We start from the raw sequence: 26,621 nt of genomic DNA on the forward strand, positions 1-26,621 counted from the left end.
CCTTCCCCCGCCACATAGGCCTGCACGGCTTCGAGCTCGGCCGGGGTATCGGTATGAAAATGGTTGATGGCGACGATGGCCGGCACGCCGAACTGCTTCACGTTCTCGATATGGCGGCCGAGATTGGCGCAGCCCTTCTTCACCGCCGCGACGTCTTCCGTGCCGAGATCCTCCTTCTTGACGCCGCCGTTCATCTTCAGGGCACGCACGGTGGCCACGATGACGGCGGCGGCCGGCTTCAGCCCGGCCTTGCGGCACTTGATGTCGAAGAACTTCTCGGCCCCCAGATCGGCGCCGAACCCGGCCTCCGTCACCACGTAATCGGCCAGCTTCAGCGCGGTGGTCGTGGCCATGACGGAGTTGCAGCCATGGGCGATGTTGGCGAAGGGGCCGCCATGCACGAAGGCGGGATTGTTCTCCAGCGTCTGCACGAGATTGGGCTGCAGCGCGTCCTTGAGCAGCACCGCCATGGCACCGTCCGCCTTGATGTCGCGGGCGAAGACCGGGCTGCGGTCGCGGCGGTAGCCGATGATGATGGCGCCGAGCCGCCTTTCCAGGTCGCGCAGATCGGTCGCCAGGCACAGGATCGCCATCACCTCGGAGGCCACGGTGATGTCGAAGCCGGTCTCGCGCGGGAACCCGTTGGCCACGCCCCCCAGCGAGCCGACGATCTGCCTGAGCGCCCGGTCGTTCATGTCCATGACCCGGCGCCAGGTGACACGGCGGATGTCGATGTCCTCGGCGTTGCCCCAGTAGATGTGGTTGTCGATGAGGGCGGACAAAAGGTTGTGGGCCGACGTGATGGCGTGGAAATCGCCGGTGAAATGCAGGTTCATGTCCTCCATGGGCACGACCTGGGCGTAGCCGCCGCCGGCCGCCCCGCCCTTCATGCCGAAGCACGGACCGAGGGAGGCTTCGCGAATGCACACCGCGGCTCTTTTGCCGATGCGGTTCAAACCGTCGCCGAGCCCGACCGTTGTCGTGGTCTTTCCCTCGCCCGCCGGCGTCGGGTTGATGGCGGTGACCAGGATGAGCTTGCCGTCGCCGTTCCCCCGGGCTTGCGCGATAAACTCGGCCGACACCTTCGCCTTGTCGTGACCGAATGGCAGGAGATGCTCCGGCGGAATGTTCAGCCTGGCGCCAACCTCCTGGATCGGCCTCTTCTCCGCCCCACGGGCGATTTCGATGTCGGAAAAACCGACGGGTTTCTGGTCGTTGAGTGGCATAAAGAATCCTCCGCAAAAAAGTCAGGTCGGGTTCTGTTGTCGTTTTCGTTCGGACGTTCGGTGCGCGGCGGACAGTATTGTCCGGGGGGCCATCCAACCCTCGCCAACATCCGTCTCGGCTCGGCGCCGCGGCTGTCACATGGGTTCTTCGACGAATTTGTAGGCGGTTTCCACCGCCTCAAGAAACGACCCCGCGGAGGAACTGGCAGACATGAGAAGGAAGGTCTCGTCGCCGGTGCGCAGGATGATCGCACCCATATGTTCCATCACGGTGCGTGCGAAGGCGTCTACCGGAAAGACATCCCGGGACAGATCGAGTGGGCAGAGCCGTTCCAGTGCCGCCAGGGTTTCCGGGCCGGAGATCTCCAGGATTGCCCAGACATCTGTCTGGTCGGTGGTGTAAGCGGCGCCTTCCAGCACGGCCCGTACCACGGGGTCGGCATCCGGCATGGCATGCGGAAAGACCAGCATCATCTGGTCGGGCGCCGTGCGTAAGGCACGCATCTGGTCCTTCCCGCGCGAGAGCCTCGCATCGGGCAGTTCCAGATTCCATGCCTTGCGGAAGGCTGCCGCAAGGGCGGCTTCGCCGCCAAGGGAGACGGCGATGGAAACGAGGGCGAGGTCGGTGCGCGCGCGAACACGGTTCGCGCCGATGCGGATATCGGTTCCAGCCAGGGCCGGGGTGGCGGCGAGACGGATTTCAGGCACGCTGGCGTCCTCCTTCCGGATCGACATGATGGGGTGAGACGACTTCGACTTCACAGTCGTGACCGCGTACGGGATCGTAGGCACGGACGACTTCGCCCATACGTTCCGTTCCGCGCTTCAGAAAGCCCAGGCCCACGGAATGGCCGAGTTCGGGTGAAAAGGCGACCGAGCTCATCCAGCCCTGGTCATGTTCCATGTCGGCGGGCGCGCCCCTATCTAGGAAATGCGCTCCGGCCTGCAGGAGGACCGAACGGTCGACCGGCTGAAAGCCGACGAGGCGCATGCCGTCCTCGCGGTTCATCTCCGGCCGCTTGCTCAGTTTCGAACCGATGGCGTCCTTTTTCTTGGATACCAGCCCGCCAAGACCCAGCATTACCGCCGTGGTCTGACCGTTGATCTCATTGCCGGCCGAATGGCCCTTTTCGATCCGCATGACGCCGAGTGCTTCTGTGCCATATGGAACGACGTCGAATTCCTCGCCTGCCTGCATGAGCGCGCGGATCATAGCGTCGCCGTATCGGGCGGGCACCGCGACCTCGTAGGCGAGCTCGCCCGAGAAGGAGATGCGGAAGAGTCTTGCGGGCGTGCCGCCGAAGACGGTGCATTCGGCGCAGGCCATGAAGGGGAACGTCTCGTTCGAGAGATCGAGATCGTCCACCACCTTCTGAAGGAGCTTGCGGCTATTGGGGCCCGCGACGGCATATTGCGCCCACCCGTCCGTGGTGGAAATGAGATGCACGTCGAGGTCGGGCCATAGACATTGCCGCGCGAACTCGAGATTGCGGAACACCGTCACCGCGTTCGCGGTGGTGGTGGTCATCACGTAATGCGTCTCGGAGAGGCGGGCAGTGGTGCCGTCGTCATAGGCGAAGCCGTCCTCGCGCAGCATGAGCCCGTAGCGGACTTTTCCTACCGGCAGTTTCAGGAAGGCATTGGCATAGACGCGGTTGAGGAACTCCGCCGCGTCCTGGCCCTGGATATCGACCTTGCCGAGCGTCGTCACGTCGCAGATGCCGACCGAAGAGCGGGTCATCGAGACCTCGCGGTCGACACTGTCGCGCCAGCCATTCTCGCCTGGCCGCGCGAACCATTGTGCGCGCAGCCAAGCGCCGGTCTCAACGAAGGTGGCGCCCATCTCCTCGGCCCATTTGTGGCTGGGCGTCAGTCGGTAGGCGCGGAAGTGCTTGCCGCGGGCGCGCCCTGCGAAGGTGCCGATAGCAACCGGCGTATAGGGCGGGCGGAAGATGGTGGTGCCGGTCTCCGGGATGGTCTTGCCGGTAATCTCGGCCATGATCGCCAGGCCGAGAACATTGGCGGTCTTGCCCTGATCCGTAGCCATGCCAAGAGTGGTATAGCGCTTCAGATGCTCCACCGAGCGGAAGCCGTCCTTGTGGGAGAGACGGATGTCCTTGACTGTCACATCGTTCTGCAGGTCGACCCAGGCGCGGCCGCGGCTCTCTCCCACATGCCAGAAGGGGGTGATGGCGAAATGCTCATCGTTGGCTTTCGGCCCCGGGTCCGTATTGGCTTTGCGACCGAGATCGCCGGCGATCCGCGCGGCGGCCCCGTGGCCTCCCCTGAGAGCGGCGGAGAGGGTCAAGGTGCCGTTCGCCGCGCCGGCCACGGCCATGCCGGGCGGCAACTCGTCCCCGGGGATAAAGGCGGCGATATCGTCGCGCCAGACCGGACGGCAGCGCATATGGCAGGTAAGGTGCACGTTCGGCGACCAGCCGCCGGAGACGGCGAGGCAATCGGCCTCGATCTTCGTGCCGTTGTCGAGCGTGATGCTTCTGAGACCCTTGCGCCCGGAGGTGTCGATGACACGCCGACCACGTTCCATCCGTAGATCCGCCAGGTTATCGCCGTCCTTCCGCGTGTCGATGACGGCAGTGACCTCGATACCCTTGGCCGTGAGGTCGCGGGCTGTACGCAGTCCGTCATCGTTGTTGGTGAAAACAGCGACGCGCCGGCCCGGCGCCACGCCGAAGCGGTTGACGTACGTGCGTACCGCGCCCGCGAGCATCACGCCGGGACGGTCATTGTTGCCGAAGGCGATGGGGCGTTCCGTGGCCCCGGCAGTCAATAGGGCGCGTTGGGAGTAGACGCGCCACAGGACCTGTCGGGGCTTACTGTCTGCGCTCGGCAGGTGATCGGTCTTGCATTCCACCGCGCCGTAGATGCCGTGGTCGAAGGCGCCATAGATGGTCGTGCGCGGCATGAGGCGGACGTTTTCCATTGCGGCGAGTGCGGCCACTGTGCCAGCGGCCCAATCCTCGCCGGACATTCCGTCGACCTCACAGACTTCGGCATTGAGCCGGCCGCCCATGACGAAATCTTCGTCAGCAAGGATCACGCGCAGGCCCGCCCGCGCGGCCGCGTGGGCGGCCGCCAGCCCGGCAGAACCAGCCCCGATCACGAGCAGGTCGCAATGCAGGAAACCGTGATCGTAGATGTCGGGATCGGGCTCGCCCGATAGGCGCCCGAGCCCCGCGGAGGCGCGGATCGCGGGTTCGTAGACCTTTTCCCAAAACTTGGCGGGCCACATGAAGGTCTTATAGTAGAATCCTGCTCCGAAGAACGGTGCCATCAGGTCGTTCACCGCCAACAAATCCCGTTCCAGCGAACCGCGGTGGTTCTGACTTGTGGCATAGAGACCGTCGAAAAGCTCGACCGTGGTGGCCCGTGTGTTGGGTTCCTGCGCTGCGCCGCGGCGGAGCTGGACGAGCGCGTTGGGTTCTTCGGAACCGGCGGTGAAGATGCCTCGGGGGCGGTGGTATTTGAAGGAACGGCCGACCAGCCGCTCGCCATTGGCCAGGAGCGCCGAGGCCAGCGTGTCGCCGGGGTGGCCGGTGAGCGTCCTGCCGTTCCAGGTGAAGCTCAGCGTCCTGCGGCGTTCGATGAGGCCGCCTTTGATACGATTGGGTTGGCTGACGCTGGCTTCGCGGTTGGCGGGCCGGGTGAGGCCGATGTCACTTGCGTCGTCTCGGATGAGAGATTGTTCGTTCATCTTGACCGTCCCCTTGCGCGGGCCACATCGCGGGCCAACTCGACCTTGATGATTTCGTGGGTGAGCGTGTTTCGTGTCACCACCAGCCAGGAACGGTCGCCTTGTTCATGGTACCAGAGTTCCTGATGCTCTCCGGCAGGGTTGGTGCGCAGATAGGCGTAGTCGTGGAATGCGTCTTCGACGCCTTCCGCCATGCCGTCGGGGCGATCGATCAGGCTGGCATCGCCCTTGTAGACGAATTCCGCTGCGTCGCGGGGTCCGAGAAGGGGGTGGTCAATGATCATGCGGGTCCTCCCCTGTCAGTGAAGGTTCGGCTGGGCGCCCTGGCCCTTTTCGTCGATCGGCGCTCCGCGGCGGAACCGGTCGAGCCGGTAATGCCGCGCTGTTTGGTGAGGGCGTTCGGTGGCCAGCAGGTGGGCGTAGCAGAAGCCGCTGGCCGGTGTGGCCTTGAAGCCGCCGTAGCACCAGCCGCCGTTGAAATAGAGCCCGTCGATATGGGTTCGGTCGATGAAGGGCGAGCCATCCATGGACATGTCCATGAGCCCGCCCCACATGCGCAGAAGCCGGGCGCGGCCGATCATCGGCATGATCGCCATACCGCCCTCGCAGACATCCTCGACGACCGGTAGGTTGCCGCGCTGCGCATAGGTGTTATAGCCGTCGATATCGCCGCCGAAGACCAGACCGCCCTTGTCGGACTGACTGACATAGAAATGTCCGGCACCGAAAGTGATGACGCCGGGGATGACGGGCTTCAGCCCTTCGCTGACGAAGGCTTGCAGGACATGGCTTTCGATCGGCAGGCGCATCCCGGCCATCGCCATCACGCGGCTCGACGAACCGGCGACGCAGACCGCCACCTTTTTCGCCCGGATCGCGCCGCGCGTCGTCTCGACTCCGAGGCAGCGACCGCCCTCGATGCTGAAGCCGGTGACCTCGCAATTCTGGATGATGTCCACCCCGCGGCTGTCCGCGCCGCGGGCATAGCCCCAAGCAACCGCGTCATGGCGCACCGTCCCGCCGCGCGGCTGCCATAGCGCGCCCTTGATCGGGAAGCGCGCGTTGTCGAAATCCAGGAACGGGCACATCCTGCGGAGGTCCGCTTCGTCCAGAATTTCGGCATCGGCGCCGGAGAGGCGCATGGCGTTCCCCCGCCGGGCAAAAGCATCACGCTGCGGGTCGCTGTGGAACAGATTCAGGATACCGCGCTGGCTGACCATAGCGTTGTAGTTGAAGTCCTGCTCCAGCCCCTCCCAAAGCTTCATCGACAACTCGTAGAAGGGCTGGTTTCCTTCGAGGAGGTAGTTGGACCGGATGATCGTCGTGTTACGGCCGACATTTCCGGAACCGAGCCAACCTTTTTCCAGCACCGCCACATTGGTGATGCCGAACTCCTTGGCGAGGTAATAGGCCGTGGATAGCCCGTGCCCGCCGCCCCCGATGATGATGATGTCGTATTCCGCCTTCGGCTCGGGCTCGCGCCAGACGGGACGCCATCCCTTGTTGCCGGTGATGCCTTCGAGGAAGATCCTGAGAGCCGAGTAGTGCATGTCGTCACCCTTGTTAGCTCCACCAGTATTCCACTGGAGAGTCGACCTCGACTTTTCTGAAATAGACATGTACTTTCATATTATGGACAAGATTGGTACAGATGTGCGTCCTTTTCGGATCGGTATCTTTCCAGTTCCCGGATTTGCGCTCATGTCCTACGCGTGCACGGTTGAGCCGCTGAGGGCCGCGAATCTACTGGGCCACGGCACGCTCTACGACGTCGTGCATTTCGCCGTAGACGGCCTTGCGGAGAGTTCCGGCGCGGCCAGTGTCAGCGCTGAATGCCGTGTCGGGGAGACGCCCGATCTGGACTTGTTGATGGTTATCGCCGGGGGCGATCCTGCGAGCTTCGACGATGCAGCCGCGCTGAACTGGCTGCAGCGCGTGGCCCGGCGCGGTGTGCAGTTGGGCGGCGTCTCGGGCGGGCCGGTGATTCTGGCGAAGGCGGGCCTCATGGAAGGGCGGCGCATGACCGTTCACTGGGAGCACGCACCCGTACTGGCCGAGATCTCTCCCGCCCTTATCGTTGAACGGCGGCTCTATGTCATCGACCGCGACCGCGTGACCTGCGGCGGCGGGACGGCGCCGCTCGATCTGATGCATGCGCTGATCTCCGAGCATCACGGCGGTGTCTTCGCCCGTCTGGTCAGCGACTGGTTCCTTCACACGGATATCCGCGCTTCCGCCGATCCGCAGCGCGCGGGTCTTGTCGAGCGGCTGGGTACGAGCTCCCCACCGATCATCGATGCAGTTGCGGCGATGGAGGATCACGTTGCCGATCCGCTGACGCTGCCGCAACTGGCCGCAATCGCCGGGGTCTCGCCCCGGCAGTTGAACCGGTTGTTCCGCGACCGCTTCGGTCAAAGTACGATGAGCTACTATCGCAGCGTCCGGCTGGATGTGGCGCGGCACCTGCTGGGCAGCTCGCCGTTGCCCCTGACCGACATCGCGCTGGTCACCGGATTCGCCGGTTCGGCGCATTTCTCCCGCGCCTTTTCGGCGCAATATGGTTTGTCGCCCTCTCGGGCGCGGAGCTGAACCCAGTTCAGGTGTCCGCCGCCCTCGTCAGCGACAGGCGCGCGGTCTCGAGATGCTCCTTCATGTGTGTCGCGGCGCGTTCCGGATCGCGCGAGCGGATCGCGCTTACGATCTGCCGATGCTGGGCGTTGTATGTCTGGATGATCTGGCGATCGAGGGTGAGATGCCGCATGCGGGTCCACTCTTCCATCGACCGAACCCTGTTGATCTGACCCATGATCCACTTGAGCAGGCCGTTGCCGGTGGCTGCCGCCAGCGCGAGGTGAAACTTCGTGTCCGTATCGGCGAAGGCGACCGGATCGTCGGCATAAAATTCCATCTGATCGCAGAGCGCCTCGAGCCTTTCGAAATCCTCGCGTCGGCCATGCAGCACGCAGAGGCGGCTGATATGAGGCTCCAGCGCGAAGCGCGCATCCATAAGCTCCAGCGGATTCGCGCTCTCAATGGCGGCGGCCCCCGAGTCATCTTTCTGATAGGTGATGTACGTGCCACTGCCGGGTCTCGTCTCCAGTAGCCCCTCGGCTTCGAGTTGCGCCAGCGCATCGCGCAGGGTGTTGCGCGCGACGCCGAAGGATTCGGCCAACTGCCGCGAAGCGGGCAAGCGGTCATGCAGCCCGTAGGTGCCCTTCACGATCTCCCGACGCATGGCTGCGGCAATCTCCGCAGAGCCCATCCTATTGATTTCATTCATTGTTGCCTACCTGAGGTGATCCACTTTTAATCCAATATACCATGAAACGAGGCAATTTCCAGTATTTTGTTTCAAAAAGGGTTGATCATTGGAGCTTAATTGGGACATAGTGGGTAAACCAACTTTCGCGGTCGGATTTTTATGGCCCCGCCAGGACGGTCTGTTCAATCGAAGCCGGCCCAGCACGAAAGGAACGACATGGCATTCCCCGAACACGCGGACTTCGTAATCATCGGCGCTGGTATTCACGGCGTTTCGACTGCGTGGAAACTCGCCGAGCGCCTGAAAGAGCGGGGCGAGGAGGTCGAGGGCCGGATCGTGGTCCTGGACAAGGCCGGCATCGCGGCTGGTGCGTCAGGCATCGCCTGCGGCGTGGTGCGCAACAACTACTTCCAGCCGGCCATGCGGCGGCTGATGGCGCATTCGGTTGATATATGGGAAAGCGATCCCGAAGGGCTCTCCTACCACCCCGTCGGCTACATGCAGATCAGCTGCGAGGCGATGCGCGAGGACGTCGGCCAAATCTACGCCCAGCAGCGGGAGATCGGCTACGAAAGCGTCTTCATCGAGGGCGCCAACGCTTCCACGAAATACATGCGCGGATTCTTTGACGACTGGCAGGCGCAGAACATTACCAGCGTCCTACACGAAAAGCGCGGCGGCTACTCAAATCAGACACGGACGATGTACGCGCTGGCCGACAAGGTCGAGAAGCTGGGCGTGCGGATCGTGACGGGCGTCGAGGTGAAAGAGTTTGTGTCCGAGAACGGCTCCGGCGCAGTGCGGACCGTGGAGACCACTAAGGGCCGGATCACCTGCGAACGCGTCATCATCGCTGCGGGCCCCTGGGTGCGCGACTTCTGGTCCATGCTGGACCTGCCGGCCAAGATCAGGGTCAAGGCCAATGGCGAGATGCAGGATGGTATCGACATGTGGCGCTATTGGCAGCTCGAGGAGGGTGTGCTGCTTCTCGATCCCGATCTCGGCCGGGCGAATGACGGGTCGGTGCCGCCGGTGATCCATGTTGATACCGACGCGCCGCTGATCTCGACCGTGGATGGATCGACTATCACCGAGGAGATGTGGGGTATCTACTACAAGCCCGACTGGCATTTCGGCGGCATCCAAGGCGGGGCGTCGCCCTACAAAGTCGACACGCCCGCAGAGGCCGTGCAGATCGATCCCTATGGCCCGTCGAGCCCCGAATTCGTCGCCTCCATGGAATTTGCGCATATGTGGGTGTCCGCTCTGGCTCATTGCCAGAAGCGCTACGAGGGTCAGATGCCCAAATATCACCGCGAGGCCTCCGGCGGGATCGGGTGTTTTACCGCAGACAGCTTCCCCGTCTTCGACCATTTTCGCGAGAACGCGACCGTGATCGCCGACAGCAACCACGGCTGGAAGATGATCGGCGTGGGGCACCTGATCGCGGATGAGGTGCTGGGAACGCCGCAGGAGCTTCTGGAGCCGTTCCGCTTCAGCCGGTTCGAGAAGGGGGAGCTGCACCCGGTTTCGCACAGCCCATATCCGTGGAGCTGACGGCGCGTGGCGCCGCAAGAACTACATCAGGGAGGAGTTGACATGCTGAAGGAGATAGCTGGCGACGCGAAGAAGTCGGACGCCAAGCCCGGGAGACGCGGCCGACCGCCAATGGATATCGAGGCGTTCGTCGAGGCCGAGGGCCGCGACGAGAAGATCAAGCAGGTTCGCGAGAAAATCGACGAGCTGGGGGTGGAGTACCTCTACATGCAATTCGTCTCCGTGACCGGCAAGATCATGGGCAAGGGCATCCCCGCGGACCATTGGGAAGGCGTGGCCAAGAAAGGCTTCCAGCTTGTCTACGGCTCGACGATGAACCTCTTCACCAATCGCGCCGGCGAGTATCTGGGCTACGGCCCGGAGGCGGCGGAGCTGGTCGGCGTCCCCGAGCCCGAGACCTTCATGCAGCTTCCGTGGGCGCCGCAGGTCGGGCGGCTCTTCTGCACGCTCTTCCGCAACCGCGAGGAGCGCGAGGCGCCTGGCGCCTACCTGTCCGCGGATTGCCGCGGCAACCTGCGTCGGCTGCACGAGCAATTCCGGGAAAAGCACGGTGTGCAGCTCAGGATCGGGACCGAGCCCGAGATGATGTGGCTGAAATACGACGAGGACGGCAAGCCGCGCGAGGGATACTCAAAGCCCTATTGCTACCACATCGACCAGTTCGAGCGCCTCCGGCCCGTAGCGCTGCAAGTCATCAAATACGCCCGAAAGATGGGGTTCGACATGGTCCAGGGCGACCACGAGGATGCGCCCGGCCAGCTTGAGCTCAACTGGATGTTCGACGACGTCCTGCGCAATGCAGACAGGCTGACCACCTATCGCCAGATCTGCGCGCAGGTGGCGCGCGAGAACGAAATATTCGCCTGCTTCATGACCAAGCCGTTCATGGGTGTCTCTGCCTCGGGCTGTCATCACAACATGTCGCTCTGGCGTGGCGGCGAGGACGCATTCGTCCGCACCGGCAACGATCCGGATCACCTGCCGGGGATCGCCGACAATTACATGTATGTGAGGGGCGGGGAGAACACCTTCATGCCCGATACCGACGATCCGCAGATGCCCGGCAGGGAAGGGCTGAAGGCGATCGGCGGCGTGGTGCACCATCTGCAGGCACTGACGGCGATCGGCTGCTCGACGGTCAACTCCTACCGCCGGCTCTGGGACACCGGCTTTTGGGCGCCCGTCTTCTCGGACTGGGGCTTCCAGAATCGCACCACCGGCCTGCGCGTCTCTGCGCCGGGGCGATTCGAGTACCGCTCGGTCGACTCAATGGTGAACCCCTATCTCATGGGATCGACCCTGCTGGCGGCGATGGATGACGGTCTCGACAACGACCTCGACCCCGGCCAGCCCGAGGAACGCAACATTTACGAGGCGATGAAGGCCGGCAAGAAGGTCAAGAGGCTGCCGATGTCGCTGGGCGAAGCGCTGGAGCATCTGCGTAACAACGAGGTCGTCCAACGCGGCCTGCCGGGCGAGATGTACCGGCTCTACGACGAGTACAAGTCCGACGAATGGGCCCGCTTCATGTCTACCGTCACCGAGTGGGACAAGGACACCTATCTCGAGTGCCTTCCCTAAGCCCCGATTGCGGCGGGCCCCGCTCCCGCGCCACCACCCTACAAAGGAGATGCGTTCCAGATGTGCGGAATTGCTGGACTGATTCACAAGGGCAAGAGCTCGAATGTCGGGGGCGAGATGACCTCGATGTTGCAGGCTCTGAAACACCGCGGGCCGGACAGCACCGGCTACGCAGTCTACGGTGCCGGAAATCCCGGCGACTACGTGATGCGCCTCAAGGTCGCCGAGGCCGAGGACATGGCCAGAGGCCGCGGCGTCCGGGAATTGCTGGAGAGCCGCATCGACACGGTCGATGCGATCCTAGCGGAGCATGGCGCCAAGGTGAAGGTCAAGGACAGAGTACGGCCCTATGCGCTTCGTTACGTGCTGAGCCACGACGGCGAGACCGCTGACATGGCGGCACATATCGAGGAGACCGCGGGCGTTGAGATTTTGTCGCTGGGCAACGGGTTGGAGCTCATCAAGGACCTGGGCGACGCGGCGGCCGTGGCCTCGGCCTACGGGTTGGGCGAGTTCAGCGGCACCCACGGGATCGGCCACACGCGGATGGCGACCGAGTCCGACGTCGACATCAAGTCGGCCCATCCCTACTGGGCGTTTCCCTACAACGATGTTGCGGTCGTGCATAACGGCCAGATCACCAATTACTGGATTCTCCGCCGCGAGATGGAGCGCAGGGGCCACCGCTTCATGTCGAACTGCGACAGCGAACTGCTGGCGGTCTATGTCGCGCACGACCTGGCCAATGGCATCAGCCTGGAGAACAGCCTGCGCAAGTCGATCCAGGAGATCGATGGCGTCTTCACCTATCTGGTGGCGACGAAGGATCAGCTCGGTATGGCCAAGGACACGATGGCGGCGAAACCGCTGGTCCTCTACGAAAGTGACGACCTGATCGCCATGGCTTCTGAAGAGGTAGCGATCCGGGCGATCCTTCCTGAAGAAATCGACACTTACGATCCCTACGACGAGGAGGTCCGGGTATGGCAAGCGTGAGCACGATGGTTGCGCCGAAGGAGACCGCGGCGCCCGAAACGCGCTCGGTCCCGAGTGACGCCGACCTGCGCGGCATGACGCAGGACGAGCGCGCCAGGGCGCTCGGTATGATGACGGAACAGCTCACCGGCAAGTCGCTCTATATCGAGTTCGACCCGGAAGCGACCGAGCGCTTCGCCTATCCCTGGGCACCGGATGTCGATTTCAACAGGCGGACTGAGATCGACACCGACAAGATGACCACGACCGAGGTCAACGCGCGGATCCGCGAGTTGATGCGCGAGGGTTACGGTACGATCGTGCTGAGGAACCCGCGCGGCAAGCACTCGGTTGGCGTTGGCATCTTGTCTCGGCTGAACCTCGTCATCGAGGGATCGTGCGGATACTTCGCCATCGGCCTGATCGATGGCCCTAATGTACGGGTCATCGGTCGTGTGGGCTGGTCCTGTGGCGAGAACATGATGTCGGGCACCGTCGTCATCGAGAAGAACGCAGGCTCGACGTTCGGTGCTGCGATCCGCGGCGGCGATCTGGTCTGCAAGGGCTCCGTCGGATCGCGGACGGGTATCGATCAGAAGGGCGGCACGATCATTGTCGGCGGCGACACTGGGGCGCTTTCGGGCTTTATGATGCAGCGGGGTCGGATGGTCGTCTGTGGCAATGCCGGAAAGAACCTCGGCGACTCGATGTATGACGGCACGATCTATGTTGGCGGCGAGATTCAGTCGCTGGGGGTCGATGCGGTCGAGGCGGAACTGACCGATCTGGACCGCAAATGGCTGACCCGCAAGCTGTCTCAATACGAGCTTATGCCTGAAAAGGGCGTCGATCACTTCACCAAGATCGTCGCGGGCAAGCAGCTCTGGAACTACGACAATCTCGAACCGAACGAAAAGAAACTCATTCTGTAGCGATGGGTTGGCACCCGCCCTGCACAGTGTCGCAAGGCGGATGAGTCCCCACGTTCCTCCAAGTTCAGGAGATCAACATGGCAGACGGTAACTTGCCGGAAAAGAAAGCGCTCGCCCGCGATGTGAACCGCATCGGTGACAGTTTTGTCTTTCCGCCTCGTGTGATCGACGACATCCATGTGAAGGCCGAGCTCGGCCGTTACCGGATGCGGGGCTTCTCTCTGTTCAAGAAAATCCCCCATTGGGACGATTTGACCTTCCTGCCCGGCACGTTGACGCGCTTCGTGATCGAAGGCTACCGCGAGAAATGCGAGACCAGGACCCTGATCGGCCCGCGGGCCAAGCGGCCGCTGGCGCTGGATATCCCCGTCTACATCACCGGCATGAGCTTCGGCGCCCTGAGCTACGAGGCCAAGACGGCGCTCGCGCGCGGAGCCACGATGGCCGGTACTGCGACTTGCTCGGGCGAGGGTGGAATGATCCCCGACGAGCGCCGCTATAGCTCCAAGTGGTTCTATCAGTGCATCCAGTCGCGCTACGGCTTCAACCCGCATCATCTGGTGCTAGCCGATGGGGTGGAGTTCTTCATCGGCCAGGGCTGCAAGGTGGGCCTCGGCGGTCACCTCATGGGCCAAAAGGTCACCGACCAGGTGGCGGAGATGCGCAGCTTGCCCGCGGGTATCGACCAGCGCTCGCCGGCGCGCCATCCCGACTGGCTCGGGCCCGACGACCTGGCGCTGAAGATCCAGGAGATCCGCGAGGCCACCGATTGGCAGGTTCCGATTCAGCTGAAGCTTGGCGCGGCGCGCGCCTATGATGACGTGCGCATGGCGGTCAAATGCGATCCAGATTCGATCTATATCGACGGGATGGAGGGTGGCACCGGCGCTGGCCCTCACCTTGCGACCGAGGATACCGGAGTACCCGGTATTGCCGCGATCCGTCAGGCCCGCAAGGCGATCGATGATCTGGGCAAGCGGGGTGAGATCAGCTTGGTCTATGCCGGCGGCATCCGCAACGGCGCCGACGTCGCAAAGGCTATCGCGCTCGGCGCGGACGCCATCGCAATCGGCCATTCGGCAATGATGGCGCTGAACTGCAACAAGGACATCCCCGAGGCCAATTACCCCGAGGAAATCGGCGCCGAGCCCGGCTACTGCTACCACTGCCACACGGGCCGCTGCCCGGTCGGCGTGGCGACGCAGGATCCCAAACTCCGCGCGCGGCTCGATCCGGACGAGGCGGCCGAGCGGGTCTACAACTTCCTCCACACGCTGACGATTGAGGCGCAGCTCTTCGCCCGCGCCTGCGGCAAGACCAACCTCCATTCGCTGGAGCCCGAGGACCTTGCCGCGCTGACGATGGAGGCCAGCGCGATGGCGGGCGTTCCGCTCGCCGGCACTAACCACACGGTCGGCGTCGCCGATTATCATCACCTTTAAGGAGGGCGCCATGGCTGGAACGCAATACCGCGGGTCGCAGATCAAGGATGTCGACCAGTTTCTCAAGGACGCGGCGGGCCTGGAGTCGGAGCGCGAAAAGGAAATCGGCCAGCATATCGGCTACCGCTACGACGTGAACCTGGTGCCCGATTACGACCGCCTGACCCCATTCCTGAAGAAGTACATCGAATTCATGGGCTGGGACGACCTCAACTGGCTGGAAGACGTGCACATGGGCTACGAGGAAGGGATGGCAGCCGTTTTCGATCGCAACAACAACGGCTGGGTCCGCGTCCCCGAAACGATCGACCTGCCCGACAATCAGCAGGATCGCGACATGATCGCCCGCGAGCTGCTCGTCAAGTTCCAGATGTCTGACCGGCATCCGCTGACGACGCTCAGAAGGGCGTACATGAAGTTCTGACATGCCGCGCCCGCTGGACATAGCCTGCCTTCAGACCCGGCCGATGCCGGATTTCAAGGCTGCGCTGAACGAGGCGCTGCCGCTGGCTGAGGCAGCGGTCCAGGCGGGCGCGGAGGTGCTCTTCCTTCCTGAATACTGCGGAGGGCTGCGATCCCAAGGCCCGTCATTCGCGCCCCCATCGGAATCCGAGGCAGCGCATCCGGTCCTGTCTGGATTGCGTGCGTTTGCGGCCGAACGGCGCGTCTGGATCATTATTGGCTCGATCGCAGTAGACGGGCCCGACGGCAGGATCCTCAACCGAGGATATATGATCGACGACACTGGCGGTATCCGAGGCCGCTATGACAAGATCCACCTATTCGACGTCTCCCTATCCCAGGCCGAGTGCTACCACGAAAGCGCGACGGTCGCTCCCGGCGACCGCGCGGTTATCCACGATACACCATTCGCCCGGATCGGGCACACGATCTGCTACGACCTGCGCTTTCCGATGCTCTTTCGGGCGCTGGCGACCGCCGGCGCCGAGGTCATCTGCTGTCCCGCGGCCTTCATCCGCCGGACGGGCGAGGCGCACTGGCAGGTGCTGAACCGCGCACGCGCCATCGAGAACACCTGTTTTATCGTCTCGCCCTGCGCGGTCGGGCCGATTCCCGGCGGCGGCGAGAGCTATGGCCATTCGCTGGTCGTGGACCCCTGGGGAGAGGTCATCGCGGACGGCGGCACGCAGGCCGGTGTCGTCCATGCACGCCTGGATCTCGATCTCGTTGAAGCGATCTCCAAGCGCATTCCGAGCCTGACACATAACCGTGCCTTCCGGTGCACCGCGACGGAGGACGTGCCGACTAGACACCATAAACGACGGGGACAATGGGAGAAGATTATGTCCACAGATCGAATAGCTTCGGCCACGCCGGACATACAGGAAGGTACCCTGCACCGGGCCATCGGCTGGTAGCAGGCGTTCTGGTTGGCCAGCGGTGTGCCGGCGCCAGTGCTGTTCTCGATTGGCGGCATCGCGGCGACCCTTCTGGGTTATCTGAATGAAATTGCAGCAATAATGTTCGAATGGGAGGACATTCGTCATGGATACCGAAATCGGTGCACTGACGGTGATATTCACCGAGTTCTACTATTGGGTCACCATACCGCTAATGTTCCTGATCCACGTCGGGTTCTGCATGTATGAGGTCGGCGCGACTCGTTACAAGAACCACATCCACACTCTTATGAAGAACACCATGCTGATCCCGCTGGTCACAGTGACGTTCTTCTTCTTCGGCTGGTGGATCTACTTCGCATTCCCCAACGGCCCCGGCATCACCGGCGGCATCACCCAAAGCGACAACGCGGTGCCGTGGGGCGAACTGATGGGCACGCACCTGGGCGGGCCTGGCGTCAACGATCCGCAGGCGCAGGGCTATGGTGCAGAACTCGGTAACGAGTTCTGGGCACGTCTCAACGGCGTGTTCTGGGCAGCGTTCCTGCTGTTCTCCTGGACGGCGGCCTCAATCGTCTCGGGTGCCACGATCGAGCGGATCCGGCCGTCTGCCTTCTGGATTCTTGCCGTGGTCATCGGCTCGTTTATGTGGATCATCGACGCGTCATGGGGCTGGCATCCGGACGGCTGGATGGTCACGCAACTGGGCTATCACGACGCCTATGCCTCGGGTGTGATCCATGCCATCGCGGGCGGCTTCGCGCTTGGCGTGATCTGCGTGCTGGGCTCGCGGATCGGCAAGTTCGCCCCCGACGGCACGCCGCGCAACATCAACCCGCATAACAAGTGGCTGGTGACGATCGGGTTGTTCCTGATCTATACCGGCTTCTGGGGCTTCTACGTGGCCTGCAATGTGCCGATCATTGGCTCGGGCGACATCGGCGCAGCCGAAGGCACCTACACCGCGACCACGATCTACCTCACCCCGACCACCCTTTCGGCCATCGTGTTCAACTTCCTGATGTCGCTGTCGGGCGGGTTGCTGATGGGCTATGTCGTATCGAAGGGCGAGGCATTCTGGACCTACTCGGCCGGCCTTGCCGGGGTCATCACTGCGTCGGCGGGCAATGACCTCTATCACCCGATCCAGGCGATGTTGATCGGTGCGGTGGGCGCGTACTGCGCCTACAAGCTGCACTTCTGGGTCGAGCGCCGGTTCAAGATCGACGATCCGGTCGGCGCCGTCGCGGTGCATGGCTATGCCGGCTTCATCGGGCTTGTGATCGCGGGTTTCGTGCTTTGGGGCCACCCGGCCACGGCGGGCTATCACGCCGAAGCCGCCGTGATTACTCCCTGGGGCCAGTTCCTGGGCGCCTGCATCATGTTCATCGTATTGGGCTTCATCCCAGCGCTCATCGTATCGAAGATCCTGCAGAGCCTGGGCATGCTGCGCGTGCCGCCTGCGGTGGAACTTGTCGGGCTCGACATGAGCGAGGAAGTCTCGAAAGAGGCCGATGCCATCGAGGTTTCTGAAGCCGATATCGCCGAGGCCAAACGCCTCGGAGTGTTGACATAAGGAGGACCGAACGATGTCAAACACGATCGTCCAAACCTGGTCCGGCACGGACCTCACCCAACTCGGGCCGATCTACCCTATGGTGGGATCGGAAGTCACCTTCTTCATCCTCGGCCTCATCTTCTGGCTGGGCTTCCACATCCTGCAGTTCAGGATCGAGAAGGAGGAGTTCGAGGCTGATGAAGCCGCTGCCCGCAGCAGGGAATGGCTTGCCCGCGCCTTTGATACGCAGGAAGATGAGACCGCCGCCCACAGCAAGGAATTGCTGACCCGTGCCTTTGACAAGGAAGCGCAGGAATAGGCGGCCAGGCCTCCGAATTTCCGATGAGACCGTCGCCGGCCCCGGGCCGGCGACATCCGAAGGAGAAATGGCCATGAACCCCCTGCAACAACAGCAATTCGCGATCGAGCCACAGCCGAATCCGCTGCGCGACGCCTTTCTGAAGTGGCAGTGCCGCGTACGCCAGATCGCCATGCGCGACAACGAGGGTCGCCCCGACGCCGGTATCATGCCGGCGGTCTATCTGCCCGGTGAGCCGGAACCGATGAGTTACATCATCACCATCTTGAACAAGGCACCCGTCCATTCCGCAACGCCCGAGCTAGAGCATATGAGTGCCAAGACCAATGATCCGGCGCGGCGCCGCGATCAGGCGGTCGAGTACCTGTCGGCAAGCTACTATCAGAAGGCTTCGGAATTTAGTGACATGCTGACCGCGACCTTCCCGGCGCATTCACCGGGAGCCGCAGCGATCCACACCGCTGGTAGAGTAAGGCTCGTATTCGACGCCTTCGCACAACGCTTCGAGCTGTCCTGCAAGGTGCGGCGGCTCGCTCCGGGCGATCCTATGTATAAGGCGACCGTCGCGCATAACCGGCTGTTCAATCCCGCGCTTCCGGCCGGAACCGAGGTGCTGGGGTTCGAGCCTGACTGGTCGTAATTGAACGCCGATCCCATTCACATATGTGCCTGGACGCAACGTTTTGGTTAGCGCACTGCTCTTGGTAAATGCGAGCCCGACTCCGGGCGATATTGCTGTCACTAACGATCGCTGGGCCATGGATTAGTATCGATATTGAAAACGTGATTACAAGCCGTTCGTCAATAAAGAACTGGAAGTGCGAGATCTGAAAATGATGCGAAAAAATATTGATCCTGATCATAGAGATTTTGATGATTATTATTAGTTTTTTGCACCGACTATCGAATCCATTTCTATATTGCAGAACCGTTGCCACAAAGATAGAGAAACTTTCAGAATAAATAATAATGATGTAAATAATGTAATTAATCTGTATTTATATGTGAGAAGATTATTAAAATACGCGGAATGAAATCTGGCGGAAGATCCAGAACTGATACAGCCGGTTCGGGAAGCCTGCCAGAACTATGCACGCATGATCGAAGAGAAGGCCAAGGACATGGACCTCGCCCGCGTGCGGGGGGATTATGATGCTCGAATTGATGGGCCTACACAGGTTCAACCTGGCCGACCGCTCACGGCTTCTCGGACTCTTGACCAAACTCGCCGCCAGGGGAGACAGACGAAGCCTTCCCGGCGACTAGAGCATCGATCTTCTCGAGCACTGTTGTGCCGTCCCCTGCAAGCTCGGCTTCGACGAATTCGAGCAGAAGCCTTTCGTGGCGCGCAAGGAAAGCCAGTGCATGCCTGTCCTCGGGGCGGGCATGTTCTTCAAGGCGATCGTAGATCGCAACATAGGGGCGAAAGCCATTGCTGAGGCGAGTCATGAGTTCCTGCCAGGATACGCCCTCAAGGCTTGCCGCCAGGCTTTCGGTCGTTCCGGCCAGAGTCGTTCGATCGGTGCCCTCGATCCCGTGGCGGGCCACTAGCGCTTCGAGCAAACCACCGGTGACGGTTTCGAGCTTCGCCATGGCGATGAGCTTGTCGTGGTGCTCCGGCGCGAAGGCCGGGGCGAGCCGCAGGAACAGTGCTTCCCCGATCACCTCGCCCTCGCTGGCCTTGCGGATTTCCTCTCGGTACTTGGTCAGTTCCATCGCAATTTCTCTTCGGAGACTATGTATCTGCCCACATCATGCGCGCGAGCGCGTGGACTTGGGGTCGTACACCGCGCCGCGCCGGACGGTGACGGCAATGTCGCCCGGCAGGCCGACCGTGTGCCCGTCGCTCGCAAGGTCGCGCCGGACATAGGCGAGGGCAAGAGGCCGGCCGACCGTGTGACCCATTGCGACCGATGTCACTTTGCCGACCGGATCGCCCTCATGCGTGACCGTCGCGGCCATCTCCGGTAGGGCAGCCCCTTCGGGCAGTTCCAACAGCACCAGAAGCCGCTCGGTGCCATCCCGTTTCTGCCGCTCGACGACGGCTTTGCCGGGATAGTCCGCCTCCTTCGGCTTCACCGTCCAGCCGAGCCCAGCTTCGACGGGGGTCGTGTCCTCGCCGATGTCTCTGCCCCAGATGGGATAGCGCTTCTCGATCCTGAGCGATCCCATCGAGCCGGCACCGCAGGGCACGAGGCTATAGGATTTGCCGGCTTCCAACAGCGCGTCATAGAAGTTTTCGATATGCTCGGTCGGCACCCACAGCTCGTAACCAAGTTCGCCAGTGAAGCCGGTGCGTGTGACAATCACGCCTGGAACGCCCGCCACCGTCGCCGTTAGCAGCCCGAAGCTCGGCAGTGCTGCACCCGACACGTCAGCGTCAGTCACTGCGGCGAGACAGTCACGCGACTTTGGCCCTTGCAGCGACAATGAGACATAGCGATAGCCCAATGAGACCGCATGAACACCGTAGGGTGCTCCGCGTTCGCGCAGATAGGCCTCGACGCGGTCCACCCGGTGCGGCGCCGGCACGACCCAGAAGAGGTCGTCCGCGGGGCGAAAGGTGATGACGTCGTCGATGAAGCCGCCATTCTCGTTGAGGATGCCGCAATAGACGCCGCGTCCAGGCGCAACCTTGCTGAAGTCGGCGACCAGAGTCTCGTTCAGGAACCGTTCCGCCTCCCTGCCGGCGACCTCGACGAGGAATTGGCCGAATATCTCGAACAGGCCGGCAGCGCTGCGAACGGCCTCGTGTTCGGCCTTTGCGTCGGTGAAGGCGTTCGCGGTCAGGAAATGTGCCTTCTCCGCCATCTGGGCGTTTCGGGCGAGAAAGGCATGGTAGAGCGGTGTCCGTTTTGCGGTCATGAGGAAAGTTCCTGTATCAGACGAAGAGTTGTGGGCGTTCGCGCCGGAAGATGCGGTCGGCCGGTTCCGTTCCAAGGATTTCCCGCGCGTGCCGATGGCCGGAATAAACCGCCGCCTGGATCACGCCAGGGCAGTCCGCGTCGCCGATCACGCGATGCGGGATGCCACGCTCGGTAAGGCTTTGCGACAGGGCTGGATCGGGCATTCGCGTCGTGACAGAGATCAGGGTGTGTCCTTCGATCGGGGGCAGTTCGTCGCCCGTGTCGGAACGGAAGACGGACAGGCCATTGCCTTTCCACGCAATGGCAGTGGTGTTGGGATACATCTCCACACCAGCCGCCTTCAACTCGCCCAGCATGCGCGGCTGCTCCAGCGTCTGCGCCATCCACGCGGCGAGCGTGGGCAGCGGCGTGACGATCCGCACCGCGTGCCCCTTGGCTGCGAGGTCCACAGAGAGTGTGTTTGCCATGTAGTAATGGTCGTCGTCATAAATGACGACCGGGCCTTCGACACGCGCGCCGTCCATCAAATCGTCGGGCGTCAGAGCGACGCCCTTAAAGCCCGGAATCGCATCAAGCCGCGTACGTCCGGCGCCGTCGCCGCGCCAGGGCGCACCCGTTGCGAGTAGGATGTGGTCCGCCCCGAACTCCGCGATCGCGTCGGCGTCGAGGTCGCTGCCGGGATAGAGTTCCACATTTGGCATTTGCCGGAGCAGATATAGGCGGTAGTCCGCTACGCGCCCCCAGGCGGAGAGCCCCTTGATGCGGGCCTCGCGGGCGACCCGGCCACCCAGTTCATCCCTGCGCTCCGCGACCGTCACCGCATGACCCGCGTGCGCCAGCACCAGCGCCGCTTCGAGCCCCGCCGGGCCGCTGCCCACGATCAGCGCAGTTTCCGCCTTTGCCGCCCGCGGCACGTGCTCGGGGTGCCAGCCGCGGCGCCATTCTTCCGAGATCGTCGGATTCTGGGTGCAGCGCAGCTCGACGCCCAGGGTCTCGGCGGAGACGCAGAAATTGCAGCCGATGCACTCGCGTATGTCCTCGATCCGCCCTTCACGGACTTTCGCCGGCAGGAACGGGTCGGCGATAGACGGGCGTGCGCCCCCGATCAGATCCAGCACACCGCGCCGGATCTGGCTCACCATCGCATCAGGTGAGGTGAAGCGGCCGACTCCCAATACGGGTTTGCCCGTCACCTGCTTGACGAAGCTCGTGAACTCCTCTTGGAACCCCTCGGGATCGTAGCGTGAGGTGCCGCTGTCGCGGCTCCAACCGGAGATGTTCACGTCCCAGAGGTCGGGAAGCTCCGCAAGCGCTTCGACAACAGCGCGGCCTTCGCCGGTGTTAAGGATGCGCTTGGGCCCCGACAGCTCGTGCACGGCAAAGCGCACCGCCACGGCCATGTCGTCTCCGGCTTCCTCCTTGGTTTCCTCCAGCACCTCGCGAAACAGCCGAAGGCGGTTGTCAAAACTGCCGCCATATTCGTCGTTCCGCCGATTGTAGGCAGGCGACAGGAAGTGCCAGAGCACGGAGGCATCGTGCGAGGCGTAGACATAGACAATATCGTAGCCCGCCTGCTTGGCCCGCCGCGCGGCAGCACGATAATTTTCGCGCAAGGTGCGGATGTCGGCTTTGTCCATGGCCCGCGCCATGAACGGCGCTTCGGCTTTCAGCGTCGGTACGACCGACGGCCCCATCGCCGGATAACCATTGGAGATGCCGCGCGAGCGGATGCCGGTATGCGCCAGCTCGATCGAAGCCAGAGCCCCGTGCGCATGGATGCGCGCCACCGAGCGCGCGTGCGCCTTCACGTCCTCCTCGTCCCAGAGCCGCTCGTAGGGCAAGCCCGATAGATCCGATGTCGGATCGATCTCGGAAAGTTGCATTGCCACGATGCCCCAGCCGCCCTCGGCCCGCATCTCGCGGATGCCGATGGCCCCGTTGGGCATCAAATAGGAGAAGCCGATCGCATGGGGCATCGACACGAAGCGGTTCGGTGCCGTGACCGGGCCGATTTTCAGCGGCTCGAACAGGATATCGTAACGCGGATCACGCGGCATTGCTCTGGCTTCTTCTGGTCACCTTGATTGTGCCGTCGGCGATCCAGCCGTCGATGATCTCAAGAACCTTCTCCGAGAAGGCGAGATCGTTGATGTGGCAGTCGACGACCGAAAGCTCGATCGGGTCGGTCATGACCTTCCTGTATTCATTCACCATCTCGGCCAGCGCGGCCGGGTCATGCGCGGGCATGCCCTCGGTATCCCATGCGTGGATGCCCTGGGTGGGCAGCACGAAATGCACCGGTCCTTTGGCTGCCTTCAGTCGGCGGGCGACCTCGCGCGCAAGCTCTCGTCGCTCATGGCCAGTCAGCGAGGCCGATGCCAGCAATCGGTTGTGGGCATGATAGGGCCGGTCGCGGAACCGTTCGGGCACTGGCTGCCAGGTTGCGAAATCGATCATGTCGCCGAATCCCGGCGCGGCGATGATCGGGGTTCCGCGCCGCCCGGCGGCCGTCATGCGATCCTTGCCGGCGTTGATGATGGAGCCGACCATGAGGTTGCCGATCTCAGCCACCGCCAGCTCCAGCACGGCGGCGAAATAGCCCTGTTCGGCGAGGCTTTCCATAGCCATGCCGCCCATGCCGGTGCCGTGAAAGACGGCGACCGAAAAGCCGCGATCGATCAGCGGCTGACGAAGGTGGACCATGTACTTCAGGGCCGACGATCCGAAGCTCATCATGCCGATTACCGGTCTGTCGGGATCTGGCTTCACCACAGCACGCACCGCGCCCAGCACCGCGCCCGCGGCCTGGCTGAGCGTGGCCTTGCAGATGTCGTTCAGACCGTAGAGACCGCCCGCCCACAGGATCATCTGGATATCGGCGGACAGCCTGTCCGGCGGGATCAGCGGAGAGAAGGCGATCGTGGAAATCACGTATTTGGGTACGCCGATAGGCAGCGCCCGCGCACAGTCGAGCGCGAGATCCGTGCCCATGGTTCCACCCATGGCGATAATGCCGTCGATATTGCCGTCGGCATGGAGCTTGGCCGTCAACGTGGAGGCGCCCATCGCCATAATCTGCATGGCGGAATTTTCGTCACCGGAGTTGGCCGCCTTCTCGATCGAGGACCCTGCCGCCTCGGCCACCTGATGCTTCGAGACGTCTGTCGGCTGCGGCGTATTCCCCAGTACGCTCACATCCATTGTGAGGGCCTTGCCGCCCTGCTTCTCGATACACTCCTGCAGAAACCGCAGCTCATCCGACTTGGTGTCGTAGGTGCCTATGACGAGGATCGTCTTTTGTTCGCTCATGGGTCTCCTCCCATTTGACTTTCGTGGATGCCGTCTCGATGCCGCCGCGCATGCGTTCGCCGGCCGGGTCATAAAATGGCTTGAGCTGTGGGATTACGGGGAAATCCTGTCCGGCAATCCGCACCGTGAAGCCCCCTTCTTCGATCCACTGCTTCGACACCCCGTCGGGATTGTGAAGCGTCGCTATGCCCAGAGACTTGCCGAGCCTGAAGCCCCAAGCGCCCGAGGTCACATGTCCAACCAACCGGCCCTCGCGCCAGATCGGCTCATTGTGGACAAGGAAAGGTCCATCCTGCGCGGTCGCGCCGTCTACCGCGATCGCCACCGTGCGTTGCTTGGTCGCCGGTCCTTCCGCCTTCTGCTTCGACAGTGCCTCGAGTCCGAGGAAGGGCTCGGCCTTGTCGAGCTTTACCGCGAAGCCGAGGCCAGCCTCGTAGGGGGTGTCATCCTCGCCAATATCGTGGCCGAAATGACGGAATGCCTTCTCCATACGGCAATGGTTCATGGCGAACATGCCGACATGGCGGAGGCCAACCGGTTCGCCCGCTTCCAGCAGCGCTTCGTAAGCGCCGGCCACGAACTCCGTCGGGATCAGCAGTTCGTATCCGAGTTCGCCAAGAAAGGAGCGGCGGATCGCCCAAACGCGGGCATAGGCAAGGTCGATTTCGCGCGCTGTCCCGAAGGGGAAGGACTCGTTCGAAAGATCGTCGCCGGAAATGGTTGCCAGTATGTCTCTGGACTTCGGCCCGTGCAGGGAAAGAAGCGCGTAGGCGGAAGTAGCGTCGAAGATTTCAAAGCGCCAATCCGGGTCTGCGCGGGCCCTGAGCCATGCCTGATCGCGGATCTGGCTCGGGTGGCCGGTGACGATCACAAACTTCTGGGGTCCAATCCGAATCGCCGTGATGTCAGCCTCAATGCCGCCGCGCTGATTGAGGAATTGCGCGTAGACCGAGGTTCCCACCGGCACATCCATCTCAGCGCCGCAGACCCGGTTGAGCGCACGCACGGCGTCTGGTCCTTGAACCAGGATCTTGCCGTACATCGATTGATCCAGGAGCGCAGCCGTGTCGCGCGCTGCAAGACATTCTTCTTCCACCAGCGGGAACCATTCTTGCCTGCCGATCGACGGCTCGGTCGGCCAGCCCTTGCCGGAAGGGTCGAAATACATTGGCACTTCCCAGCCGATGCGCTCGGCGAACACGGCACCCTTTTCCTTCAGCCGATCATGCAGCGGAATCCGGCGCACGCCGCGCGCGGTCTCGATCTGGCGCCCGGGCCAATGGAGACCCCAGTGGAGCCCGACTGCCTCCGTCACGCGCTCCGCGTTGTAGGCGGCGTTCGCCTGGAATGGGTGGGCGCGCGAGGCCAGCATGGAGCCCATACCGCCTGAAGGCAGGCCATCGGTCAGCCACTCGGCCATGGTCAGGCCCACACCACCGGAATTCAGGATGCCGTTGGAATTCATGCCGGCGGCAATGCAGAGACCGGGCATCTCCGGCGCAGGGCCCAGATAGGGCCGTCCATCCGGGGTAAAGCTCTCAGGCCCGTTAAAGAAGGTCTGTACGCCGAATTCGGCGAGGCCCGGCAGGCGTGCGAAGATCGTCTCCAGTACCGGCTCCAGATGTTCCATGTCGAAGGGAAGCTCATCGAACTCGAAGCTTTCGGGAATGCCATCGCGGCCCCACGCTTTGCCGCGCGCCTCGAAACCACCAATAAGCAGCTTGCCGGCGTCTTCCTTCGCGTAGATGCGCTCCTCCAACACCACCAGGCCCGGCAACGCCTTCGGTAGGTTGGGGATCGTCTCCGTGACGATGTAGAAATGCTCTGCAGCGTGCAGCGGCACCGTCACGCCGTGCGCCTTGGCGAAACGCGCGGTCCACATGCCGCCGGCGAGCAGCACCCTTTCGGTGGTGATGGTGCCGCGCTCGGTCTCCACGCCGACGACGCGGCCGTTACGGGTGACAATCCTCGTCGCGGCCGTGTTTTCGAACACCAGACAACCATTGGAGCGCGCGCCTCGGGCGAAGGCCTGCGTGACATCGAGCGGATTCACCTGACCGTTCGAGGGGACAAAGAAGCCGCCCTTGACGCCTTCATACTCGACCCAGGGCCATTTTTCCTTCAACTCTTCCAGCCCGAGTAGATGGCTCTCGATGCCAACACGCGCGGCGTGGTCATGGTTGCGGCGCAACTGCTCCAGCCGGACGTCGGATAGCGCCAAGTGAATGGTGCCGTTCTGCTTGTAGCCGGTCGCCTGCCCGGTCTCTGCTTCAAGCTCCGTGAACAGCCGGGCGGTATATTTCGACAGTTCCGTCTGGGCTCCGGATTCGCGCAACTGCCCAACGATGCCGGCCGCATGCCATGTCGTGCCGGAGGCGAGCTGCTTGCGTTCGAGCAGCACGGCTCCTTCCACGCCGCGCTTTGCCAAATGGTAGAGCGTCGAAGTCCCGATAACGCCACCGCCGATGACGACGACGGGTGCATGGTCAGGAAGGGGTCTTGCGTTCATCGAAGGTA

Annotated in this window: 22 protein-coding genes; 11 read left to right on the forward strand and 11 right to left on the reverse strand. The window is 62.8% G+C overall.

The genetic code is table 11. The features are described from left to right. From ACFP9U_RS03190 to ACFP9U_RS03210, 5 genes are all read right to left on the reverse strand, one after another. A partial coding sequence (locus ACFP9U_RS03190; protein WP_378618972.1) for a formate--tetrahydrofolate ligase occupies positions 1–1,226 on the reverse strand: 1,226 nt, incomplete at its 3' end. 135 nt (positions 1,227–1,361) lie between these two features. Continuing rightward, on the reverse strand, positions 1,362–1,934 hold the full coding sequence (locus ACFP9U_RS03195; RefSeq protein WP_378618974.1) for a sarcosine oxidase subunit gamma: 573 nt from the start codon (positions 1,932–1,934) through the stop codon (positions 1,362–1,364). After that, the gene (locus tag ACFP9U_RS03200) at positions 1,927–4,941 is read right to left on the reverse strand and encodes a sarcosine oxidase subunit alpha family protein (RefSeq protein ID WP_378618975.1); all 3,015 of its coding nucleotides are present in this window, start codon (positions 4,939–4,941) and stop codon (positions 1,927–1,929) included. Before ACFP9U_RS03200 ends, ACFP9U_RS03195 begins: the two co-directional genes overlap by 8 nt. Further along, positions 4,938–5,225: a sarcosine oxidase subunit delta gene (locus ACFP9U_RS03205; protein WP_378618977.1), complete on the reverse strand. Its 288-nt coding sequence runs from the start codon at positions 5,223–5,225 to the stop codon at positions 4,938–4,940. Before ACFP9U_RS03205 ends, ACFP9U_RS03200 begins: the two co-directional genes overlap by 4 nt. A gap of 15 nt (positions 5,226–5,240) precedes the next feature. After that, positions 5,241–6,491, reverse strand: a complete 1,251-nt coding sequence (locus ACFP9U_RS03210) for a sarcosine oxidase subunit beta family protein (RefSeq protein ID WP_378618978.1) — start codon at positions 6,489–6,491, stop codon at positions 5,241–5,243. On the opposite strand from ACFP9U_RS03210, the gene ACFP9U_RS03215 reads away from it, so the two are divergent. Continuing rightward, positions 6,490–7,530: a GlxA family transcriptional regulator gene (locus ACFP9U_RS03215; protein ID WP_378618979.1), complete on the forward strand. Its 1,041-nt coding sequence runs from the start codon at positions 6,490–6,492 to the stop codon at positions 7,528–7,530. The two genes, ACFP9U_RS03210 and ACFP9U_RS03215, sit on opposite strands and share 2 nt — an antisense overlap. A 7-nt stretch (positions 7,531–7,537) precedes the next feature. On the opposite strand, the gene ACFP9U_RS03220 is transcribed toward ACFP9U_RS03215, so the two are convergent. Beyond that, the gene (locus ACFP9U_RS03220) at positions 7,538–8,221 is read right to left on the reverse strand and encodes a FadR/GntR family transcriptional regulator (protein WP_378618981.1); all 684 of its coding nucleotides are present in this window, start codon (positions 8,219–8,221) and stop codon (positions 7,538–7,540) included. Between the two features lie 198 nt (positions 8,222–8,419). Between ACFP9U_RS03220 and ACFP9U_RS03225 the strand changes: the two genes are divergently transcribed. The 10 genes from ACFP9U_RS03225 to ACFP9U_RS03270 all read left to right on the forward strand — a co-directional run bounded on the left by ACFP9U_RS03225 (position 8,420) and on the right by ACFP9U_RS03270 (position 18,568). Then, positions 8,420–9,760 carry an NAD(P)/FAD-dependent oxidoreductase gene (locus ACFP9U_RS03225; protein WP_378618982.1) on the forward strand — a complete coding sequence of 447 codons (1,341 nt, stop codon included), beginning with the start codon at positions 8,420–8,422 and terminating at the stop codon, positions 9,758–9,760. Positions 9,761–9,802: 42 nt separating this feature from the next. Continuing rightward, a complete protein-coding gene (locus ACFP9U_RS03230; protein ID WP_378618984.1) occupies positions 9,803–11,341 on the forward strand; it encodes a glutamine synthetase family protein in 1,539 nt (512 codons plus the stop codon). 60 nt (positions 11,342–11,401) lie between these two features. Next, positions 11,402–12,337 (forward strand): glutamine amidotransferase, encoded by a 936-nt coding sequence (locus tag ACFP9U_RS03235; protein ID WP_378618985.1) that lies wholly within the window; start codon positions 11,402–11,404, stop codon positions 12,335–12,337. Continuing rightward, positions 12,325–13,248, forward strand: a complete 924-nt coding sequence (locus ACFP9U_RS03240; RefSeq protein ID WP_378618986.1) for a GXGXG motif-containing protein — start codon at positions 12,325–12,327, stop codon at positions 13,246–13,248. Before ACFP9U_RS03235 ends, ACFP9U_RS03240 begins: the two co-directional genes overlap by 13 nt. Before the next feature lie 77 nt (positions 13,249–13,325). Next, positions 13,326–14,690: an FMN-binding glutamate synthase family protein gene (locus ACFP9U_RS03245; RefSeq protein WP_378618987.1), complete on the forward strand. Its 1,365-nt coding sequence runs from the start codon at positions 13,326–13,328 to the stop codon at positions 14,688–14,690. 10 nt (positions 14,691–14,700) lie between these two features. Continuing rightward, positions 14,701–15,114, forward strand: coding sequence for a hypothetical protein (locus ACFP9U_RS03250; protein ID WP_378618988.1), 414 nt, complete (start codon positions 14,701–14,703; stop codon positions 15,112–15,114). Position 15,115: 1 nt separating this feature from the next. Continuing rightward, the gene (locus ACFP9U_RS03255; RefSeq protein WP_378618989.1) at positions 15,116–16,069 is read left to right on the forward strand and encodes a carbon-nitrogen hydrolase family protein; all 954 of its coding nucleotides are present in this window, start codon (positions 15,116–15,118) and stop codon (positions 16,067–16,069) included. A 127-nt stretch (positions 16,070–16,196) separates the two neighbouring features. Beyond that, the gene (locus tag ACFP9U_RS03260; RefSeq protein WP_378618990.1) at positions 16,197–17,627 is read left to right on the forward strand and encodes an ammonium transporter; all 1,431 of its coding nucleotides are present in this window, start codon (positions 16,197–16,199) and stop codon (positions 17,625–17,627) included. Between the two features lie 13 nt (positions 17,628–17,640). After that, positions 17,641–17,928 carry a hypothetical protein gene (locus ACFP9U_RS03265; RefSeq protein ID WP_378618991.1) on the forward strand — a complete coding sequence of 96 codons (288 nt, stop codon included), beginning with the start codon at positions 17,641–17,643 and terminating at the stop codon, positions 17,926–17,928. 73 nt (positions 17,929–18,001) lie between these two features. Beyond that, positions 18,002–18,568, forward strand: coding sequence for a hypothetical protein (locus ACFP9U_RS03270; protein ID WP_378618993.1), 567 nt, complete (start codon positions 18,002–18,004; stop codon positions 18,566–18,568). A 557-nt stretch (positions 18,569–19,125) separates the two neighbouring features. Here the strand turns inward: ACFP9U_RS03270 and ACFP9U_RS03275 are convergent. The 5 genes from ACFP9U_RS03275 to ACFP9U_RS03295 are packed head-to-tail and all read right to left on the reverse strand — an operon-like array spanning position 19,126 to position 26,613. After that, positions 19,126–19,644: a hypothetical protein gene (locus ACFP9U_RS03275; RefSeq protein WP_378618994.1), complete on the reverse strand. Its 519-nt coding sequence runs from the start codon at positions 19,642–19,644 to the stop codon at positions 19,126–19,128. A 36-nt stretch (positions 19,645–19,680) separates the two neighbouring features. After that, positions 19,681–20,793 carry an aminomethyltransferase family protein gene (locus tag ACFP9U_RS03280; protein WP_378618995.1) on the reverse strand — a complete coding sequence of 371 codons (1,113 nt, stop codon included), beginning with the start codon at positions 20,791–20,793 and terminating at the stop codon, positions 19,681–19,683. A gap of 16 nt (positions 20,794–20,809) precedes the next feature. Further along, positions 20,810–22,852 (reverse strand): NAD-binding protein, encoded by a 2,043-nt coding sequence (locus ACFP9U_RS03285; RefSeq protein ID WP_378618997.1) that lies wholly within the window; start codon positions 22,850–22,852, stop codon positions 20,810–20,812. Then, entirely contained in the window at positions 22,842–24,104 is a 1,263-nt protein-coding gene (locus ACFP9U_RS03290) for a Tm-1-like ATP-binding domain-containing protein (RefSeq protein WP_378618998.1), read from the reverse strand. The genes ACFP9U_RS03285 and ACFP9U_RS03290 overlap by 11 nt, the downstream gene beginning before the upstream one ends. Then, positions 24,049–26,613 (reverse strand): FAD-dependent oxidoreductase, encoded by a 2,565-nt coding sequence (locus ACFP9U_RS03295; protein ID WP_378619000.1) that lies wholly within the window; start codon positions 26,611–26,613, stop codon positions 24,049–24,051. The genes ACFP9U_RS03290 and ACFP9U_RS03295 overlap by 56 nt, the downstream gene beginning before the upstream one ends. Positions 26,614–26,621: the final 8 nt, after the last annotated feature.

This window comes from Nitratireductor sp. GCM10026969 (assembly GCF_042660605.1).
In the GTDB taxonomy this organism is placed as follows: domain Bacteria; phylum Pseudomonadota; class Alphaproteobacteria; order Rhizobiales; family Rhizobiaceae; genus Chelativorans.